The sequence below is a fragment of the Desulfofundulus thermobenzoicus genome, assembly GCF_009428905.1.
Lineage (GTDB): Bacteria > Bacillota > Desulfotomaculia > Desulfotomaculales > Desulfovirgulaceae > Desulfofundulus_A > Desulfofundulus_A thermobenzoicus.
Genome location: NZ_WHYR01000002.1, coordinates 18409 through 36798 on the forward strand (window position 1 = coordinate 18409; position 18390 = coordinate 36798).

Consider the following 18390-nt stretch of genomic DNA (forward strand, 5'->3'; position numbering starts at 1 on the left):
AATGCGTTTTCCCTGCTTGAAGGTGGAAGGGGGGCTTTTGGCCCCGGACCTCCTGGACCGCATATACGAGGGTGCGGCACCCGGTCAGAGGCCGGCCGATTTTGGACAAAGCGGCCGCCTGGAAAACGAGATAGCTGCCGCCTGGCAGGAGGCGCTGGAGCACTGGCAGGCCTTCCAGCACCGCCTGGAGCGCCTTCCGGAGGCCGACCCGGCCACCACCGTCACCCGGGACCAGTGGGTGATCCCCCTCCTGAGTCTTTTGGGTTACGAGCTGGTTTATACACCCCGCGCCGCCGCGGTGGAGGGCAGGACTTACGCCATTTCCCACCGCGCCGGCACAGGCGAGGATGCGCTGCCGGTGCACGTGGTGGGCTGCCGGCTCTCCCTTGATCGTCGCCCGGAAACGGGACGGCCGCGCCTGGCCCCGCACTCCCTGGTGCAAGAATACTTAAACCGCACCGAGCAACTCTGGGGCGTGGTGACCAACGGCTTCACCTTGCGGCTCCTGCGGGATAACCTGCGCCGCACCCAGCCCGCCTACATTGAATTTGACCTACGGGAGATGATGGCCGGTAAGAACTTTGCCGACTTCTCCCTTTTTTACCGGCTGGCCCACCGCTCCCGCCTGCCGAAAGACGGCGCTGCGGATTGCTGGCTGGAACGTTACTACCTTGAAACCGTGGAGCAGGGCAGCCGGGTGCGCGACCGCCTGCGGGACGGCGTGGAGGAGGCCATCAAGATCCTCGGCCGGGCCTTCCTGCAGCACCCCTCCAACGAGGTCCTGCGGGAAAAAGTGCACACGAACCGGCTTGGTGCTGCCGAGTACTACCAGCAGCTTTTGCGCCTTATCTACCGCCTCCTTTTCCTCATGGTGGCCGAAGAGCGCGGGCTTCTTACCACCAACGCGCACTACCGGGCATATTACAGCGTGGCCCGGCTGCGCCGTCTTTGCGAGAACCGGCGGGCCTATACCGACCACGGCGACCTCTGGGAAAGCGCCAAAGTGACCTTTCGCCTGCTGGCCAGAGGTGTCCTGGGGCAGAAACTCGGGCTACCCCCGCTCAACGGGCCGCTCTTCGAGGACCAGGCCACGGGGGACCTTAACGACCTCCATCTTACCAACCGGGCGTTCCTGGAGGCCATCTGGTACCTCTCCATGTACAAGGAGAACGAGCGCGCCCCATGGCGGCGGGTGAACTGCGCCGCATTAGACGTGGAGGAGCTGGGCAGCGTCTACGAGAGCCTTTTAGACCTCCACCCCGTTATTACTTTTACAGAGGGTGGCCTGCCGGATTTTGCCCTGGACCCCGGCACCGAGCGCAAGTCCACCGGCTCCTACTATACGCCGCGCGCCCTAGTGGAGGAGCTGGTGGCCAGCGCTCTGGTTCCGGTGATGCAGGAAAGATTGGCCGGCAAACACACGCTGGAGGAGAAAAAAGCGGCCCTCCTCTCCATTAAGGTCTGCGATCCCGCCTGCGGGTCCGGCCACTTCCTTTTGGCCGCGGCCCGGCGGCTGGGCCAGGAGCTGGCCCGCATCGCAAGCGAGGCGGACGAGCCCGCGCCGGAAGAGGTCAGGTCGGCCGTGCGGGAAGTCATCGCCCACTGCATCTACGGTGTGGACAAAAACCCGATGGCCGTAGAGCTCTGCCAGGTGGCCCTGTGGATTGAGGGGCACGCACCGGGCAAGCCCCTCACCTTCCTCGACCACCGCATCCGCTGCGGCGACTCCCTGGTGGGGGTGCTTGACAAAAGCGTGCTTGCCAGGGGCATTCCCGACGAGGCATATGATGCTGTGGCGGGGGACGAAAAGGCCATCGCGCGCTCGTTTAAAAGAAGAAACCGGGAGGAAAGGGAAAACCCAATTTCTTTTGCCTGGGAGGGGGAAACCGGCCGGTTGCCGGACGAACACCGGAAGCTGAGCTTACTACCAGACGACACCCTCGAACAGGTGCGCCAAAAGGCAGAGCTCTACCGGGCCATGCGCCGGCGCGGGAGCACCTGGTGGCAAAAACAGACCGCCTGCCACCTCTGGACGGCTGCCTTTTTTGCCCAGCTCAGCAGTGAAGCGGTCCGGGAAAACAGGGTGCCCACCAGCGATACCCTTTTCCGCCAGCTGGAAAACCGTGCTCCCGACCCGCGGGCGGTGGGAACAGCCTGGGAGCTGGCCCAAAAGCATCGCTTCTTCCACTGGCCCCTGGAGTTTCCCGAGGTGTTTGCCCAGGGCGGCTTTGACGTGGTGCTCTGCAACCCGCCGTGGGAGCAAATACAACTTGAGGAAAAGGAATTCTTCGCTGTGTGGGCACCAGAAGTTGCACGTGCTTTAAACAAGGCGGCGCGGCAGCGCTTGATCAACAGGCTGCCTGAAGAGAACCCCCCGCTTTGGCAGGAGTACCAGGGTGCCAAGCATACTGCTGAAGCCACAAGCAAGTTTTTGCGGGGCAGCGGCCGCTTCCCGCTGACCGCACGTGGGCGTATTAACACCTACAGCGTCTTTGCCGAGCTCTTCTCCCAGCTTCTCCGCCCGGGCGGCCGCGCCGGCGTGGTGCTGCCCACGGGCATTGCCACCGACGACACCAACAAGCACTTCTTCGCCTACCTGGTGGAAAGCGGGCGGCTGGTGAGCCTTTATGACTTTGAAAACCGGGAGGGTATTTTCTCCGCTGTAGATAGCCGCTATAAGTTCTCCCTTCTCACCATGCGGGGCAGAAGGGAAGAAAAAACCCCGGCGCGCTTTGCTTTCTTCCTTACCAACACCGATCACTTGCACGACAGCCGTCGCGTCTTTGAGTTGAGCCCGGAAGAATTGGTCCTCTTTAACCCCAACACCCGCACCTGCCCCGTCTTCCGCACCATGGCGGACGCGGAGTTAACGAAGAAGATCTACCAGCGCGTGCCAGTGCTGGTCAACGAGCGCACGGGGGAAAACCCGTGGAAAGTTTCCTTTGAACAGGGTATATTTAATATGTCTACGGACAGCCACCTCTTCCGTACGACGCAGGAGCTGGAGGAACAGGGATACGTGCTCATGCGCGGCCGGGACCTCGGCCGGCCCGACGGCCTCTGTTACGTGCGCGGGGACGAGATCTGGCTACCTCTCTACGAGGCCAAAATGATCTGGCAGTTCGACCACCGCTTCGGCACCTATAAGGGCGTGCCGCCAAACACCTCCAGCACACACCTTCCCACCCCGCGGGAAGAGGATTACGCCGATCCGGATTACTTCGTCCTGCCGCGGTACTGGGTGAGTGAGGAAGAGGTGGAGGTGCGGCTAGAGCAGTGGAAATGCGGTTGGTTATTAAGTTTTCGACGAGTTGCCAGGGCGAATGATGAGCGTACGGGCATTTTTTCTATTATTCTACGAAGTGGTGTAGGGGATAGCCTTTTTCTCCTTTTAATTATGACGGAACAACGTTATAGCTCATGTTTAAATTCGTGTTTATTAGTGAATCTTAACTCACTGGTTTTTGATTATTTTGTGCGTCAGAAGGTAGCAGGCACAAATATGAGTTTTTACTTTGTACGGCAACTCCCCGTCCTCCCGCCCGATGCCTATACCGAGTCCGACCTCTTTTTCATCGTCCCCCGCGTGCTGGAGCTGGTCTACACCGCCTGGGACCTGGAGGCGTTTGCGCGGGAGGTCTGGCAGGATTGCCCGCGGGAGCTGCGCCAGGAAATTGCCCGCCGCTGGCAGGAATGCTGCGGCCGGGCACTGGAGGCCCAACCGGGCGTCGAAGAGATCCCGCCCTTCCGCTGGGACCCCGGGCGCCGTGCCATCATCCGCGCCGAGCTCGACGCCTACTACGCTAAGCTCTACGGGTTAACCCGCGACGAGCTGCGCTACATCCTCGACCCCAGGGACGTCTTTGGCCCCGACTTCCCCGGCGAGACTTTTCGCGTGCTCAAAGAAAAAGAAGAGCGCCAGTACGGCGAATACCGCACCAGGCGCCTGGTTCTGGAGTCGTGGGAGAGGTTGAATCTGTAAAGGCCGCAACAATAAACGCGAGGCTGCGACACAGCCCCTACCGGATGACCTTTCCGGTAAATCGCATGGAAATATTATGGAATTTTATGGGTTTGCGTCGGCTTGGAGTTAAGACCCATATACCATCGCCTGGAAGACTGAGTTAGATCCCATGTATTGCTCTGCTGGCTGGCGCTCCTTTTGATCAGAATAGCGGAAAACAGAACAGGTCTTTCCTGGCGCCAGATCAGAAAGGAGCAAAGGAGTTGCAAAGAATCCACCTCGGACTGTTTCAAGGGGCCAACGGCGAGATATATCAGCGTACCGAACTGACCAGGGAACAAAAGGAAATTTTTAGGGCCGTTAAGGTTTCAGAGCCTCCGAAATTTTATAGCATTAAGACCGGTACATAAGGGAGCTCATAGTAACACGCCTCTTCCTGGGTGTGGCCTTCTATCCCTTGTGTAGCGCGGGTTCACGCTTTTTGTTAATCTAAAGACTGTCGAACTCAGGTCATAGTTTTTAAAACTTTTTGTGATATTACATAAACCCTTGGTAGGATGCATAATTTTATCAAATAACATAAAATACCAGGAGGATATATGACGGGAAGACAAATACCAGGACACATAGTCCAATGCGATTTTGAACAAGGGATATCATTTTTGGAGAACTTTTTGGGTTCAGAATGGTTAAACAGTCAGACTGAAGACAGCTCTGTAATCACAAAATTATGGTACAGGAAGGATTTCCTTTCTTCCATTGAGCTTTATACTTTAGCCCATGCCATTCAAAAGTTTCAAAATGAAAAGAACGCCCGCTGGTTTGATAAATTCAAAAACCACGTCTACAACCATGAAAATATAGATATCATCAGTCAATCATACGAAATAATCTCGGCTGCCATGTTTTATAATAGAAATCAACTGGTTGAACTTTGCGACGTTAGTAAACCAGGTTACGATTTTGCCATCTATATTGACAAGAAAACCATACGTGTTTCCTGTAAAAAACTGCTGATGTCCGACCAGGAGAGACTGTTTTACGAAAATGCAGATGTGTTATATCACGAACTGCTAGAGTATTGCAAAAAGATAGGTTTAAACGGCATTCAGGTTTTTCTGCATCTGATAAATTTGGAAGAGCAGATAGATTGGTTGGAGTTACGGAAAAACATTATTGGTTGTATTAACTTGTACTCCCGTGATAAAAATAGGTTTGGCTTCAAAATCGGGGGGTGGTTCTTGGGCATTTGGGATATGCCTATTGATATGAAAGATTTTTGTTATTATCCCAACGATATAAGTATCCTTTTCATCTGCGGTTCGCCCTACTTACAGGACGAACAGAAACGCTTGGAGAATTTGATCCGCCGAGCTGCCAGAAACTTAAAAAAGCACAGCAACACCATAGACCAGGACAATATTAACATGATTATGATTAGCCTACCCCCGGCTGTGTCCCTAACCAACGCCCGGCGGTGGTTAATGAACAAGTTTAATAGCGATTACTCATCCATAACAGCGGTTTTCCTGACCAGAACCGTTCCTACAGTAGAAAAAGATTTGTCAACCATGTTACCGTTAAACGAAGTTGCTTTTGTTAGTAATCCTAATGCCAAAGTTAACTGGGCAAGTTTTGTACCGCCAGGCTATGTTTTATCTGCTACCATCCCTTTTGGCAAGATTTCCGAGGAAGAATCCAAAATGTTCCTGGTTGCCGATGATAATTTTTCGCCAACCGGAGAGGTTTACCTGTTTCAGAGGGGCCAAATATTTCACGAACATATAAACGGGCCAATGGAGTATACGTTTAAGCGTATACCGGGGGTGCAGCACCATGTGGTATTTGCTCCAACACCCGGGGCAGGGCAGATGATGGTTTCCAGCATTACCCCACCTGAAGATGCCTTTTTGATTTTGTAGGAGAAATGGAGACGGCCGCAAGGTATGGCTGGAGAAAGACGTGGCCGAGCGGGACAAATACGGCCGCCTGCTGGCCTATGTCTGGCTTTCCCCACCGAAGGACGACGGCGAGGCCGAAGTAAGGGCCAGGATGTACAACGCCGAACTGCTCCTGAACGGCTACGCCCAGGTGATGACCGTCCCGCCCAATGTGAAGTATGCCGATCTTTTCGCGAAGCTCCAGCGGGAAGCGCGGGAGGCGAAGAAGGGCCTGTGGGGACGGCGGCCGTGACGGCAGCGGTACCCGCTCCCGTACCTTCTCCTCATGGTAAAAGCCGGCAGCGCAGGGAAATACATAGGTAACTCCAACTCGAAAAAGTTCCATTACCCGGACTGCCAGTGGGCTCAGAAAATAAGTCCGAGTAACCGCGTAGAGTTTAATACGCGGGAAGAAGCGGTAAACGCCGGCTACCAGCCCTGCAAGGTGTGCCGGCCATAAAGCCTAAACTTCGGATAAAAATAAGCCATGTCTATTGATTGACCGGCTGGAACTTCAAATTTGCTGAAAGGGCGGTGATGAAAGATGAGAAGGACCTTCTTCCCGGTTCTTTAAATCCGGCGTATCGGCTGTTTCGTCTGGCTGTATCATGATGCTTTCAGCGGTTGTGATGTAGCCGCCTTTTTTTAATCCGCTTTGAAACACCATCAACCGGCGGAATTTATGTCATAAACAGGGCGGTGGCAAATGGCGTCTGCAGGACGTTGTTTCCCTCTTGTAGTACCGGCCCCGGTACCTTAAAATAGTTTTTGTAGAATTTGTCGGAAAGGGGCCGGTAAAAATTTTTCAGAGGAGCTCCCCATGCCGCCGGTGGGCGGCACCACGAATGATTAACAGGCGGTTCCCGAAGGAAAGTAAGCCTTGCGCTTCGGAAAAATCCTCCTCCTGCGGGTTCCGGGACGGGGCGTGTTTGTGGCGGCGGTCAGTGTCCCGCTTTACAGCGCATATTTCAGCCATCCTGCTCCTGTGCCTGCTGCTGGTTCCTCCCGCCCTGGCAGGGGGTGCCCCCTCCCCCCACAAAATTCTCTTCGTTCCCCTGGACGACAGGCCGGTCAATACCGGTTTTGTCCGGCAGTTGGGGAAAATAGCGGGCGTGCAGCTGATGATGCCGCCCCGGGAGATGCTGTCCGCCGCCGGGAACGGTAATGGGGTGGAGCAGCTCTGGACCTGGGCAGAAAAGAATGCCGGCGGGGCGGATGCCGTGGTTCTATCCCTGGACACCCTTCTTTACGGCGGGCTGGTGCCTTCCCGCACCCACAACTACGGGGAAGAAACCCTCAAAACCAGGGTGCAGAAAATTAAAGAACTTAAAAAACGCGTCCGCGGACCCGTTTATGCCTTTATATCCATCATGAGGACGCCCCAGTATAATACAGATGCGGAAGAGCCCCCCTATTACGGCCGGTACGGGGCCGATATTTTTCACATTGCCCGGCTGATGGACAGGCTGCAGGCGGGTGTAGCCGGTGACGGGGAAAGGGGGGAGTTGGCCGCACTCAAAGGAAAGGTGCCGGAAGAATTCTGGAATGACTATGTGGGGCGGCGGACCCTGAACCACCGCCTGACGGTGGAAGTGCTGGAACTGGTCGAGGAAGGGGTTATCGACACCCTGGTCATCGGCCGGGACGACAGCGCGCCCTTTGGTTTTACCCGCATGGAGCAGAGGCACCTGGAGCAGGAAATTGCCGCCCGCCACATCGCCGGCCGGGTTTATTCCTTTGCCGGGCTGGATGAGTGCGGGGTGGTCTTATTGATCCGGGCGGTCAACCGGTTGAATGATTATACTCCCCGGGTGTATGTGGAATACGGTACCCCCGGCGGGGAAAGGATTGTGCCCCTTTACGAGGATATACCCCTTGGGGAAAATGTGGCACAGCATGTGCTTTCGGCTGGAGGGATACTGGTAAATGTCCGGGAGGCGGCCGACCTTTTGCTGGTGGTCAATACCCCGGAGGGGGCCGTGGGGGAGGCGGCCCGCCAGGATCCCCGCAATTACAACCGGCGTCTGGCCGGCTGGCTGGAGAACCTTGTCCGGAAAGGGCGGGACGTGGCGCTGGCCGATGTGGCCTATGCCAACGGGGCGGACAGCGGGCTGATGACAGACCTGGCGGGCAGGGGGGTTCTGTCCCGTCTGGCCGGCTATTCCGGATGGAATACCGCCGGCAATACCATCGGTCTCTCCCTGGCCCAGGGCATGTTGTACAGCTATGCGGCCGGACACGATTCACCCCCCGGCTGGCGGGAGGAGCATAAAAAAGCCCTGCTCACCAGGCTGCTGGAAGACTGGGGATATCAGGCCGTGATCCGGCCCCAACTGACCGGAAGGTTCCTGGGCGAAAGGGGTGCGTCCACCCGGCTGGTTACGTGGCTGGAAGCGGAGGTGAAACAGGATATTTTAAGCCGGCTGAACCGGTTTGCCGGTGAAAATCTGCGGGACTTTGGCGGGCGGGTGCGGGTGAGCGGGGTGGACCTGCCCTGGCACCGGCTGTTTGATCTCTCACTGACCATAGAACTGCCGCCGCCCGGGGATGTGGAACCGGGGTTGCGCCATTAGTACCGGTCCGTGGCCCCGTGTTGACCGGACATTTGCCCTGCCGGGAATAGCCTGACCGGGTTTTGCAGATAAATATTGTGATGGTGCTTGAAAACAGGCTTTTTTAACTTCCGTGGCGGGGGGACGGTTTTGTTCACTTTTATTGCGGCGGTTTTCAGCATTGTGATTATCAACCTGGTATTAAGCGGCGACAATGCCCTGGTCATTGCCATGGCCTGCCGCTGCCTGCCCGCAGTGGATCAGAAAAAGGCCGTTTTCTGGGGCACTTTTGGCGCCGTGGCCCTGCGGGTGGTGCTGACCGTGGCCGCCGTCTATCTTTTAAAAATACCCTTTTTGCAGCTGGTGGGCGGCCTGCTGCTGGTCTGGATAGCCCTAAAACTGCTTCTGGAAGATAGCGGTGAAGAGAATGTTTATGAAGCGGGGTGTTTCTGGGATGCCGTGAAAACCATCGTTATGGCCGATTTTGTGATGAGTCTTGATAATGTGCTGGGGGTGGCGGCAGCCGCCCGGGGCAACCTCTGGCTGCTGATTTTCGGTCTGGCTTTGAGCGTTCCCATTGTGGTTGCCGGCTCCAGTTTAATTATCAAAATATTAAAACGGCTGCCCCTGACGGTGGATGTGGGCGCAGCCATCCTGGGCTGGACCGCCGGGGAGATGATCTTGAAAGACCGGTTTGTCCATCCTTATCTGGGCACTGGCGTACCGGGGAGGGTTTTCCCCGTGGCACTGGCCGGTGCGGTGGTTCTGGTGGGTCACCTCTGGGCCCGCCGCCGGGAGGAATTCCAGTAGGACAGGCCCCGCATAAAAAAGGATTTGGGGTGGACGGGGCGAAATTTAATAAACTGTTTAAATCTTTAGCTGAAACAGGGGAGGAATGGTAATGAAGATCCTGGCCATCAACGGCAGTCACCGCAAGGGGAAAAATACGGCCGCCATGCTGCAGGCGGTGCTGGAGGAAGCGGCCCGGGCCGGGGCGGAAACGGAACTGGTGGAACTGACCGATTATCAAATCAAGCCCTGCCAGGCCTGTAACCGTTGTCTGGGAAAGACGGAATGTTCCATAAAAGACGATGACATGGCCAAGCTTGGGGAGAAAATGCTGGCCGCCGACGGCATAGTGCTGGGTTCCCCGGTGTACTGGGCCAATGTAACCGGGCTGATGAAGAATTTTATCGACCGCACCCGCTGGATGCACATGGCAAAGAACATGTTGCACGGCAAGGTGGGGGGAGCGGTGACCCACGCCGGCCTGCGCAACGGCGGGCAGGAGCAGGCCCTGAATATCATGAACCGCTTCCTGGCCGCCCAGGGGCTCTTTGTGGTGGATACCCGCAACCAGGAAGGGGGTATTTACAACGGCGGCGCCATGGGCACCATGTTTAACGATCTGCGGGAGGGCAGGCCATCCTGGAAAAAAGGAGTGCATGAAGACACCCTGGCCATGGAAGAATGCCGCCGTTTGGGCCGGAATATGGTGGAAATGATTAAAAGGCTGGGTAATGGATAGCTTTCAAGGGTGCAGGTTTGGGTGAAATCGATCTGCCGCTCACGGGGGTGCACAGGTTCCGGGTACCGCCTGCCGGTATCCCGGAACCTGTGGTTTTTTATCCATAAAGCGGGATAACGCGGCGCCTGCGCCGGTAAATTAAGGGCAAAATCCTTTCCCGGTTACATAAAATGTGGCAGAGAAACATGGCAAAGGGGATGGGACCGTGGGAAGGATTTTATTTGTGCACGGCATGGGTCACGACCCCCGCCGGGATTACTGGCGGGATTGGGCCGCAACACTGCAGAAAGAATTGTGCGCCCAGGGGGCCGCTGTCTCCCCGGGTGACTTCGCCGGGGTTTATTATTATGATCTGGTACCCCATCCGGCCCGCCGGCCGGAGATGGCGGAAGGGCGGCAGCGTTTTCTGTCGGCCGTCAGGGCGGAAGCCCAGGGTGAACTGGCAGCGGAATATACCGGCATCCATTCATCGACCAGGGTGCCGTTGGGCCGGCTGGTGGATTTTTTGGTGGATAACTTTGGCGATATTTATGCTTATTTGTATGTGGATACCGTCTACCAGGCCGTGAACTGGCGGGTTTACCAGGCCATCCTCACTGCCGGCGGTCCGGTGCATTTGCTGGGGTACAGCCTGGGGGCCCTGGTTTGTTATTGCGCCCTGCAGGCCAGCCCGCCCCTGGCCGCCCGGGTGGCCCACCTGGTCATGCTGGGTAATCCCCTTTACTGGTTCCGGCGGGAGGTTGCCCGGCGGGCGGATTACAGCCTGCGTCCGGCAGTGGGTTACTGGACCAATGTGGCCGGCCTGGTGGACATCGCCTGGCCCCACGCGGTGCCCCGGGTCGTCCGGGGTTTGGACGAACACCTGGAATTTGTGGTTGACCGCATCAATCCCATCCGGGGCCATCACGCCTATTTCACCCATCCGGAAAGCATCAGGATCATTGCCGGTGCGTTAAAAAAGCGGCTTTAAAACAAAGGGCCGGGCATTTACTAAAGACAAAACCGGCCATCCCTGCGGGTGACCGGTCCTGCCGGAAAATCCCTTCAGTCCCCAACAGCCCGTGAAAAGTTGTGCCGGAGGGGTAATGCCATGTTTAAAAGATAACCACCAGAATGCCGGCAATAAGTACAAACAGGCCCAGAATGGCCACCACCACACCCAGGGCAAATTCCAGCGGAGTGGTGGCTCTGGATTTTACTTCCATGCTATCCACACTCGGCATGGGTCGATTCCTCCTTTCCATTTCCTGTTCTATAATACGTTATTTGACAGGTCAGTGTTACCGGGGAGAGATGATTTTAAAAAAGAAAAGCTCCGGGGCAATAAGGGTGTGCCGTGGGGCCGGGCATGATTAAAAAAAGAAAAACCCCCCGACGGGGGTGCTGGCCATATGGCTTGCTGTGAAACCTATTGGGTTTGACCGCGCAGCTGTTCGTAAGAGATACTGCGTACATGCTTGGTATGGCTCCACACCTTGTTGTTCCGGTGAATGAAGCCGGCAAAGGTAATGGGAATCCACGTCATGGTAAAGAACGGGTAGTACAGCAGCCACAGGTATGCCCGCGGGTGGGCCCTTTCCAGGAACAGCGCCAGCCCCAGATAAAAATACTGGAAGATAAAGCCGCTCAGAAACCACCACCAGTTCACCTGCTGCCAGTTTACGATGGAATACAGCAACCCCACGCCCATGAGCATGGTGAAGTAAGGTTGCATCAGGTAAATGGCGCCGTCGATTTTGCGAAAATCCTTCTGGACCAGGCCCTGCCAGACGAGCTTGAAAAAGTACCTGCTGGCCACGTTGCAGTGGCCCTGCATCCAGCGCTGCCGCTGGCGCCAGGACTGTTTCATGGTCAGGGGCTTTTCATCATACACCACGGCATCGTGCGCCCAGCTGACCTTCAATCCGCAGAAAAGGGCCTTGGTTTGAAACTCCAGATCTTCGGTCAGGGAGGTCATGCCCCAGCCGAATTTTTGCAAAACATCGCTGGCGATGCACATACCCGTGCCCCCCAGGGCGCAGGTCAGGCCCAGGTTGTACTTGGCCAGCTGCCAGAAACGGTTGGTGATCAGGTAGCCTACGTAAATGGACCGGGTTATCCAGGTATCGTTGGGGTTTTTGGTGGCCAGGTAGCCCTGGATGATTTTTTCCCCTCGCGCCAGGCGGTGGTTCATGATGTTCAAGAAATTGGGCGAGATAAGGTTGTCCGCATCCAGCACGACGATGGCGTCAAAATTACGTTTCAGCCTGAAGATTTGTTGGAAACCGTATTCCAGGGCGTATCCTTTCCCCTTTTCCCGGTCATTGAACCGCTTGATGACTGTGGCGCCTTCTTTAGCCGCTATGGCGGCGGTATGATCCGTGCAGTTGTCTGCAATGACAAAGACCTCGTAAAGATTGCGGGGGTAATCCATGCGGAAAATGCTTTTTACCAGCTCGCCGATCACCTTTTCTTCGTTATGGGCGGCCACAACTACGGCAAAGGTAGCCGCCGGTGGAGTGGTATAATTCTCCCGGCGGCGGAAAAAGGAAAAGAAGGAAATGCCTATGTAGTACAGGGTAAACCCGGTTAGCAAAACCTGTAAAACTATGACAATGCCTTCCATTATCACCAGTTCTCCCATCTTTCACTTCTCCCGGAGTTAATTTTGGGGACGTACAGTCCCTGATATTATCTCCATTTTTTCTGGAACAGATTAAAAACAACGGCCTGCTCTTGGAAGCAACACCTGCCCTTTTAAATTTAACCTCCCTGTCCAGAAAAATGTGCCCGTGGTAACTATCGACTAAAATTGTAACGCAAAACGCTCCGGAAGACAAGGAGGAAATGGGTATTTTTTATAATGGGCGCCGCGGCCGGCCGCCGCGGGCCGGTTACAGCGAAAAATCCCCTGCCGGGGATGGGAAGGAAGCGGGCGGCCTAACATTGTTCGGGCTTGGCAAAAACCTTGCCGCAGCGGCACCCGTAGGTAACCAGGTGGTAGTCCCGGTGTTCCTGGACACTTAAAATGCGCACTTTGCTGGAAATCCCGTACAATTGTTCACCGCACTGGGGGCAGACCATACCGGTGACATACTTGCGCGCCCGCACCACGGCATATCCGGGCATGCGGGTGGCTTCCACCACATAATCCGGGAATGAGAATTTGGAGATGTGATAGCGATCCAGTACCGCCCGGACGGTTTTGAGCATGGTATCCCGGGCGCGGCCGGTCTGGCTTTTCAAAAAAACTTGCACGGCTGTCTGGATAACCTGCTGGTCTTCCCGGCTGGGGAAAGAATAGACCTTTGCCGCCATTTAATTCCACCTGCTCCTCAGATATTTCATGCTTTATAAAGGGAACGAACGTCCCCAGGGGTTACTCCTTCAAAATAGCCGCCGGTCGTCGGACTGAGCAGTCCGGTTCTTGCCGGAATGGGGTAATGCCGGCTTGTTTACCGTACGGATTTCTGGATCATTATTTCCAAAACCCTTCGCCGCTATAACCTGCTTACGGATTAAAGCCTTTATATACTTTTTCCATTGTCTCCAAAAATAATTAGTCCTTCATGGTTATAAATCCTGCTTCGAATTAAGGGGATTTGAGCAACAATTTTGTAGAAGAAAGGTCCCGGGCAGGGGTTGCCCGTGAAGGATAGGGGTTGTCCTCCGGCGAAATACTATGACGGAGGTGATCAAAAAATGGTCGAACCAGCTACTGTACCATACTGCCGGCCCAGGGTGGTGACGGTGTTCAAGGATTTGGCATTGGCCCCCGGCAGCACGGCCACTTCAGAAACGCTGGAAAACGATATTCTGAATATTGCCCTGCGCATCCAGTCCACCGGTACGGCCGACGTACAAATTCAGGAACCCCGCGACCGGGAAGGGTGGTCCACCACCGGTTCCATGGAAGTGCTGGAAGGGGAAACCGTCTGGCATTATACCCTGAAACAGGACAAATTCCGGCTCCGCGTGGAGAATGGGTCCGGCGACCGGGTGGTGGTGACCATTCAGGCCAACCTGCCCTGCCGGGCGGAAGCACCGGAAGAAATGGTCAGGAGATGGTAGGAAAAGATCATTATGACCGATAAAAATTTGGCGTTCCGGAACCTGCTTTAAAGGAAAACAGTAACAATAATGCCACCGTGACTGCAGTAATAAAAACGGCTGTCCCCCGCCGGGCCAGCCGTTTTTTCCGGCCAGGTCTCTCACTCCCGGCGACTGTTTGCCGGGCATTTGCCGGCTAAAACAGCCTTTTTTTTCGCCTGGGTTTGGGTATATAGGTCACAGTTATGGCACAGTCGGGACATATCTGGGCGCAGGACTGGCACAAAATGCATTTGTCCCCGTCCACCTGTACCGTGGGCGTACCGTATACCCCCAGCACTTCGGACCAGGTGATGCATTCCCGGGGGCATTTGACTATACAGAAACCACAGCCCTTGCATAGCCCCGGGTACAGGGTGATGGAACCTCTGGCCAGATCATATTGCAAAGCCTTCAATTTTCCCCACTCCGCTTCCTGCAAAATTTTATTTAACTAACTTATCAGAATTGTGCCCCGGCAGCAATCTTTTTTCCGTGAACGGTCGTCGGAAAGGCACGGCAGCTCGCAAAGTGAAAATAAACTTTGGGGAGGCAAAAACCGCCCTTCGCCAGCAAAAGGTATACTAATGGTCTGCTTAACGCTACAATTTACAAATATACGACCAAACAGGCCAGGGTTCCTGGCCTCCTTCATTATAGGAGCATTCTGTATACAATTTTGTCTGGTACGGGGGTGCTGACGGTTGAAAGCCAGGGAAAAGAAAAAGGCGGTGCTGGTGGTGGGCGGGGGGGTGGCCGGAATTCAAGCGTCCCTGGATCTGGCGGAAATGGGCTACCATGTATATCTGGCGGAGGAATCCCCGGCCATCGGCGGGACCATGCCCATGCTGGGACGCACCTTTCCCACCAACGATTGTTCCATGTGCATCCTTTCGCCCAAACTGGTGGAATGCGGCAGGCATCCGGGTATAACGGTGTTCACCTGTGCCGACGTACTGGATGTGCAGGGGGAGCCCGGGGACTTTCAGGTGAGGGTGAAATTAAGGCCCCGGGGCGTTGACGATGCCCTCTGCAAGGGGTGCGGTGATTGTGCCGTTGAATGCCCGGTACATGTGGATGACCGGTTCAACCAGGAATTGAACGGGCGCCGGGCCATTTACAAGCCTTATCCCCAGGCCTTTCCCAACAGCTACACAGTGGACCGGGAAAATTGCATCAATTGCCAAACCTGCGTGGAAACCTGCGGGGCCGGGGCGGTGACCCTGGAGGCGGTGGATGAAGAAGTGGAACTGCCGGTGGGGGCGGTAATTTTAAGCCCTGGCGCCCGTTTAATCGACCCGGCCCGCCTGGAGTCTTATCGCTATGCGCAGCTTTATCCCGGTGTGCTGACCGCCCTGGAGTTTGAACGGCTGATCAGTTCTACCGGGCCCTATCAGGGGCGGTTGATCCGGCCTTCCGACGAGAAGGAAATTCGAAAAATGGCCTGGATCCAGTGCGCCGGCTCCCGGGATGACTCCCTGAACCGCAATTTGTGTTCGGCGGTCTGCTGCATGTATGCCATTAAACAGGCCATGGTGGTGATGGAGAGCAGCAGCCACCCGGTGGAACTGACCGTCTTTTACCAGGATATGCGCGCCTACGGGAAGGGTTTCGAAAGATATTACCGCCGGGCCAGGGATATGGGTATCCGTTTTGTACGCAGCCGGCCCTCGGAGATCAAGCAGGCCGGCGATGGGAGCAACGATATGCGGGTCAGGTATCTGAACGGAAACGGGACCGTTGTTCAGGAACAGTTCGACCTGGTGGTTTTGTCCCTGGGGCTGCAGGCGCCGCCCTTTCCCCTGGCCCGGCGGCTGGGGCTGGCCTTAAACGATCTGGGCTTCTGTGAACCCGGCTTTTATTCCGGGGTGGAAACATCCCGGGGGGGTGTTTTTGTGGCCGGAACCTTTGCCGGCCCCCGGGATATACCGGATACGGTGACCCAGGCCAGCGCCGCCGCCGGGGCCGCCGCTGCCCTGCTGGGCCCCGCTTCCCGGACTGGGGAAGAGGTGGTGGAGGAGCGGGATGTGCGGGGTGAAGAGCCGCGGATTGGCGTCTTTGTTTGCCGCTGCGGGGGAAATATCAGCCGGGTGGTGGACGTGGGCCGGGTGGCCAAAGGAGCCGGCGGCCTCCCCCATGTGATCCACTCAACGGTATTTTCCTACAGTTGCGCCCAGGACAGCCTGGCGGCCATGGAAAAGGCCATTGCCGCATACCGGCTGAACCGGGTGGTGGTGGCCGCCTGCAGTCCCCGCACCCACCGGCCCCTCTTTCAGAACCTGCTGCAGCGGAGCGGGCTGAACCGCTACCTCTTTGAGATGGCCAACATTCGGGAGCACTGCTCCTGGGCCCATATGGCCGAGCCGGAAAGGGCCACGGCCAAATCCATGGACCTGGTGAGGATGGCGGTAGAGAAGGTGGCCCGGCTGGAACCGCTGACGGAGATTGAGGTGACGGTGGAACCGGCCGCCCTGGTGGTGGGCGGTGGCATTGCCGGCATGACCTGTGCCCTGGATCTGGCCCAACAGGGTTTTCCGGTGCATCTGGTGGAAAAGGCGGAAAGCCTGGGAGGGAACGGCCGGCGGCTTTATTACGGGTTGAAAGGGGAGGACGTACGGGATCTGCTGGAGGACCTGGTGAACCGGGTGACCGCCCACCCGGGCATCACCGTCCACAGGGGTTGCCGGATTGAAGAGGTCGACGGTTGTGTGGGCAATTTCCACACCCGCTTGAGCACCGGTGTGGTGGTGAAGCATGGGGTGGTGGTGCTGGCCACGGGGGCCGGGGAGAACAAACAGGAGGGTTTTTTATACGGCCGGGATCACCGGGTGCTGACCATCATGGAACTGGAGGAAAAAATGGCCTGCGGCGATTTACCCCTGGATATGGTACGCAACCTGGTTTTCATCCAGTGCGCCGGCACCCGCAATGACCGCAGTCCCTACTGCAGCCGGGTATGCTGCGGAACCGCCATCCGCCTGATCCTGCGGCTGGTTAATGAACATCCCCGTTTAAATATTTTTGTTTTCTACCGGGACATGATGACCTACGGTTTTCTGGAGCAATATTACCGGGAAGCCCGGGACCGGGGGGTGGTTTTTATCCGTTACGACGATCCGGACGGACCGGTGGTGGAAAGCATGGATGAACAGGGGCTGGCGGTAACGGCCACGGGCGGGGTGCCGGGAACAAAGGTATCGGTCCGGGCAGATCTGGTGGCCCTGGCCACGGGCATCATTCCCGGGGAAGACAACCATACCCTCTCCCGTTTGTTTAAAGTGCCGCTGAATGAAGACGGCTTTTTCCTGGAAGCCCATTTAAAGCTGCGGCCGGTGGATTTTCCCGCCGCCGGCGTCTTTGTCTGCGGCATGGCCCACGGACCCAAAAATGTGGAAGAAAGTGTCACCCAGGCCCGGGCTGCCGCCGCCCGTGCCGCCACCGTACTGAGCAGGAAAAAGCTGCGGTCCGGGGCGGCGGTGGCCAGGGTTGATCCGGAAAAATGTGCGGCCTGTTTAACCTGTGTGCGCCTGTGCGCCTTTTCCGTGCCTAAAATAGTGGATCATGTGGCGGTCATTGAACCCGTTTTGTGCCGCGGTTGTGGTGTTTGTGCCGGGGAGTGTCCCAATAAGGCCATCCAGCTCCTGGGTTACCGGGATGAATTCTTTACGGGTATGGTAAAGGGGGGGTTGTTATGACTGTTACGGAGAACGGAACGATGGTGGTTGAACCGGGTCTGGCCAGCCGCCTGGCCCTGGAAAGCGGCCAGCCGGTGCAGCTTTGCTATCAGTGCGGCAAATGTTCCTCCGGCTGCCCCATGGCCGGGGCCATGGATTACAAGCCCAATGAGGTGATGGTGCTTTTGCAGTGCGGGCAGCTGGATGCGGTTCTGGATAGTCAGGCCATCTGGTTGTGCGTTGGCTGCGAGACCTGCGGCAGCCGCTGTCCCAACGGCATCAGTATCGGCAGGGTCATGGACGTTTTGCGGGAAATGGGCCATGGGCGGGCACTGGTGGATAAGGCACGCAAAATCCGTTTGTTTCACCAGGAGTTTCTCGGTTCGGTGCGTGCCCACGGCCGGGTACACGAGCCGTTGATGCTGGCCCGCTATAAAATTAAGACCGGCGAACTGTTCAACGACCTGAATATCGGCGTGCGCCTGTTCCGGAAGGGAAAATTCCACCTTCTGCCGGCAAGGGTGCGGGACCGGAAGAAGATAAGGGATATCTTCCGGAGCGCCATGGCCCGGCGGCCCTTTACTATGGATGTCGCCGCTTCAGCAGACGCTCCCCCTCCAGGAGTTTTTGCCGATAACTCTACCACATTAAAGGGGTAAGGGAA

Annotated in this window: 15 protein-coding genes; 11 read left to right on the top strand and 4 right to left on the bottom strand. The window is 56.5% G+C overall.

The annotated features are described in order from the left end of the window. Position 1: 1 nt before the first annotated feature. The 8 genes from GFC01_RS00900 to GFC01_RS00935 all read left to right on the top strand — a co-directional run bounded on the left by GFC01_RS00900 (position 2) and on the right by GFC01_RS00935 (position 10954). On the top strand, positions 2 to 3982 hold the full coding sequence (locus GFC01_RS00900; protein ID WP_152944772.1) for an Eco57I restriction-modification methylase domain-containing protein: 3981 nt from the start codon (positions 2 to 4) through the stop codon (positions 3980 to 3982). A 581-nt stretch (positions 3983 to 4563) separates the two neighbouring features. After that, positions 4564 to 5886, top strand: coding sequence for a hypothetical protein (locus GFC01_RS00905; RefSeq protein ID WP_152944773.1), 1323 nt, complete (start codon positions 4564 to 4566; stop codon positions 5884 to 5886). 40 nt (positions 5887 to 5926) lie between these two features. Further along, positions 5927 to 6157, top strand: a complete 231-nt coding sequence (locus tag GFC01_RS00910) for a thermonuclease family protein (protein WP_423244353.1) — start codon at positions 5927 to 5929, stop codon at positions 6155 to 6157. Between the two features lie 33 nt (positions 6158 to 6190). Then, positions 6191 to 6364, top strand: a complete 174-nt coding sequence (locus tag GFC01_RS00915; protein ID WP_152944775.1) for an Ada metal-binding domain-containing protein — start codon at positions 6191 to 6193, stop codon at positions 6362 to 6364. A 484-nt stretch (positions 6365 to 6848) separates the two neighbouring features. Beyond that, positions 6849 to 8477 (top strand): DUF4127 family protein, encoded by a 1629-nt coding sequence (locus GFC01_RS00920; protein ID WP_194174735.1) that lies wholly within the window; start codon positions 6849 to 6851, stop codon positions 8475 to 8477. Positions 8478 to 8606: 129 nt separating this feature from the next. Further along, positions 8607 to 9266: a TerC family protein gene (locus GFC01_RS00925; protein ID WP_152944777.1), complete on the top strand. Its 660-nt coding sequence runs from the start codon at positions 8607 to 8609 to the stop codon at positions 9264 to 9266. A 91-nt stretch (positions 9267 to 9357) separates the two neighbouring features. After that, a complete protein-coding gene (locus GFC01_RS00930; protein ID WP_152944778.1) occupies positions 9358 to 9984 on the top strand; it encodes a flavodoxin family protein in 627 nt (208 codons plus the stop codon). A 205-nt stretch (positions 9985 to 10189) separates the two neighbouring features. Then, positions 10190 to 10954, top strand: a complete 765-nt coding sequence (locus GFC01_RS00935; RefSeq protein ID WP_152944779.1) for a lipase family protein — start codon at positions 10190 to 10192, stop codon at positions 10952 to 10954. A gap of 124 nt (positions 10955 to 11078) precedes the next feature. On the opposite strand, the gene GFC01_RS19645 is transcribed toward GFC01_RS00935, so the two are convergent. From GFC01_RS19645 to GFC01_RS00945, 3 genes are all read right to left on the bottom strand, one after another. After that, entirely contained in the window at positions 11079 to 11207 is a 129-nt protein-coding gene (locus GFC01_RS19645) for a hypothetical protein (protein ID WP_279233414.1), read from the bottom strand. A 185-nt stretch (positions 11208 to 11392) separates the two neighbouring features. After that, the gene (locus tag GFC01_RS00940; protein WP_243137126.1) at positions 11393 to 12607 is read right to left on the bottom strand and encodes a glycosyltransferase family 2 protein; all 1215 of its coding nucleotides are present in this window, start codon (positions 12605 to 12607) and stop codon (positions 11393 to 11395) included. Positions 12608 to 12903: 296 nt separating this feature from the next. Further along, positions 12904 to 13281 carry a hypothetical protein gene (locus GFC01_RS00945; RefSeq protein ID WP_152944780.1) on the bottom strand — a complete coding sequence of 126 codons (378 nt, stop codon included), beginning with the start codon at positions 13279 to 13281 and terminating at the stop codon, positions 12904 to 12906. 384 nt (positions 13282 to 13665) lie between these two features. Here GFC01_RS00945 and GFC01_RS00950 point away from each other — a divergent pair, with 384 nt between their 5' ends. Beyond that, positions 13666 to 14034 carry a hypothetical protein gene (locus tag GFC01_RS00950; RefSeq protein WP_152944781.1) on the top strand — a complete coding sequence of 123 codons (369 nt, stop codon included), beginning with the start codon at positions 13666 to 13668 and terminating at the stop codon, positions 14032 to 14034. A 175-nt stretch (positions 14035 to 14209) separates the two neighbouring features. Here the strand turns inward: GFC01_RS00950 and GFC01_RS00955 are convergent, their stop codons facing one another. Continuing rightward, positions 14210 to 14470, bottom strand: a complete 261-nt coding sequence (locus tag GFC01_RS00955) for a 4Fe-4S dicluster domain-containing protein (protein WP_152944782.1) — start codon at positions 14468 to 14470, stop codon at positions 14210 to 14212. Positions 14471 to 14756: 286 nt separating this feature from the next. Between GFC01_RS00955 and GFC01_RS19650 the strand changes: the two genes are divergently transcribed. Both GFC01_RS19650 and GFC01_RS00965 read left to right on the top strand, forming a co-directional pair. Further along, positions 14757 to 17747 (top strand): FAD-dependent oxidoreductase, encoded by a 2991-nt coding sequence (locus GFC01_RS19650; RefSeq protein WP_279233415.1) that lies wholly within the window; start codon positions 14757 to 14759, stop codon positions 17745 to 17747. After that, on the top strand, positions 17744 to 18385 hold the full coding sequence (locus GFC01_RS00965) for a 4Fe-4S dicluster domain-containing protein (RefSeq protein ID WP_243137128.1): 642 nt from the start codon (positions 17744 to 17746) through the stop codon (positions 18383 to 18385). The genes GFC01_RS19650 and GFC01_RS00965 overlap by 4 nt, the downstream gene beginning before the upstream one ends. The last annotated feature ends 5 nt before the right edge of the window (positions 18386 to 18390 follow it).

What these genes read in the sequence shown, in the direction of transcription:
- GFC01_RS00940 (WP_243137126.1), bottom strand. Translation starts at nt 12,607, where the DNA reads ATGGGAGAACTGGTGATAATGGAAGGCATTGTCATAGTTTTACAGGTT.
- GFC01_RS00915 (WP_152944775.1), top strand. Translation starts at nt 6,191, where the DNA reads ATGGTAAAAGCCGGCAGCGCAGGGAAATACATAGGTAACTCCAACTCG.
- GFC01_RS00930 (WP_152944778.1), top strand. Translation starts at nt 9,358, where the DNA reads ATGAAGATCCTGGCCATCAACGGCAGTCACCGCAAGGGGAAAAATACG.
- GFC01_RS19645 (WP_279233414.1), bottom strand. Translation starts at nt 11,207, where the DNA reads ATGCCGAGTGTGGATAGCATGGAAGTAAAATCCAGAGCCACCACTCCG.
- GFC01_RS00945 (WP_152944780.1), bottom strand. Translation starts at nt 13,281, where the DNA reads ATGGCGGCAAAGGTCTATTCTTTCCCCAGCCGGGAAGACCAGCAGGTT.
- GFC01_RS00965 (WP_243137128.1), top strand. Translation starts at nt 17,744, where the DNA reads ATGACTGTTACGGAGAACGGAACGATGGTGGTTGAACCGGGTCTGGCC.
- GFC01_RS00905 (WP_152944773.1), top strand. Translation starts at nt 4,564, where the DNA reads ATGACGGGAAGACAAATACCAGGACACATAGTCCAATGCGATTTTGAA.
- GFC01_RS00900 (WP_152944772.1), top strand. Translation starts at nt 2, where the DNA reads ATGCGTTTTCCCTGCTTGAAGGTGGAAGGGGGGCTTTTGGCCCCGGAC.
- GFC01_RS00950 (WP_152944781.1), top strand. Translation starts at nt 13,666, where the DNA reads ATGGTCGAACCAGCTACTGTACCATACTGCCGGCCCAGGGTGGTGACG.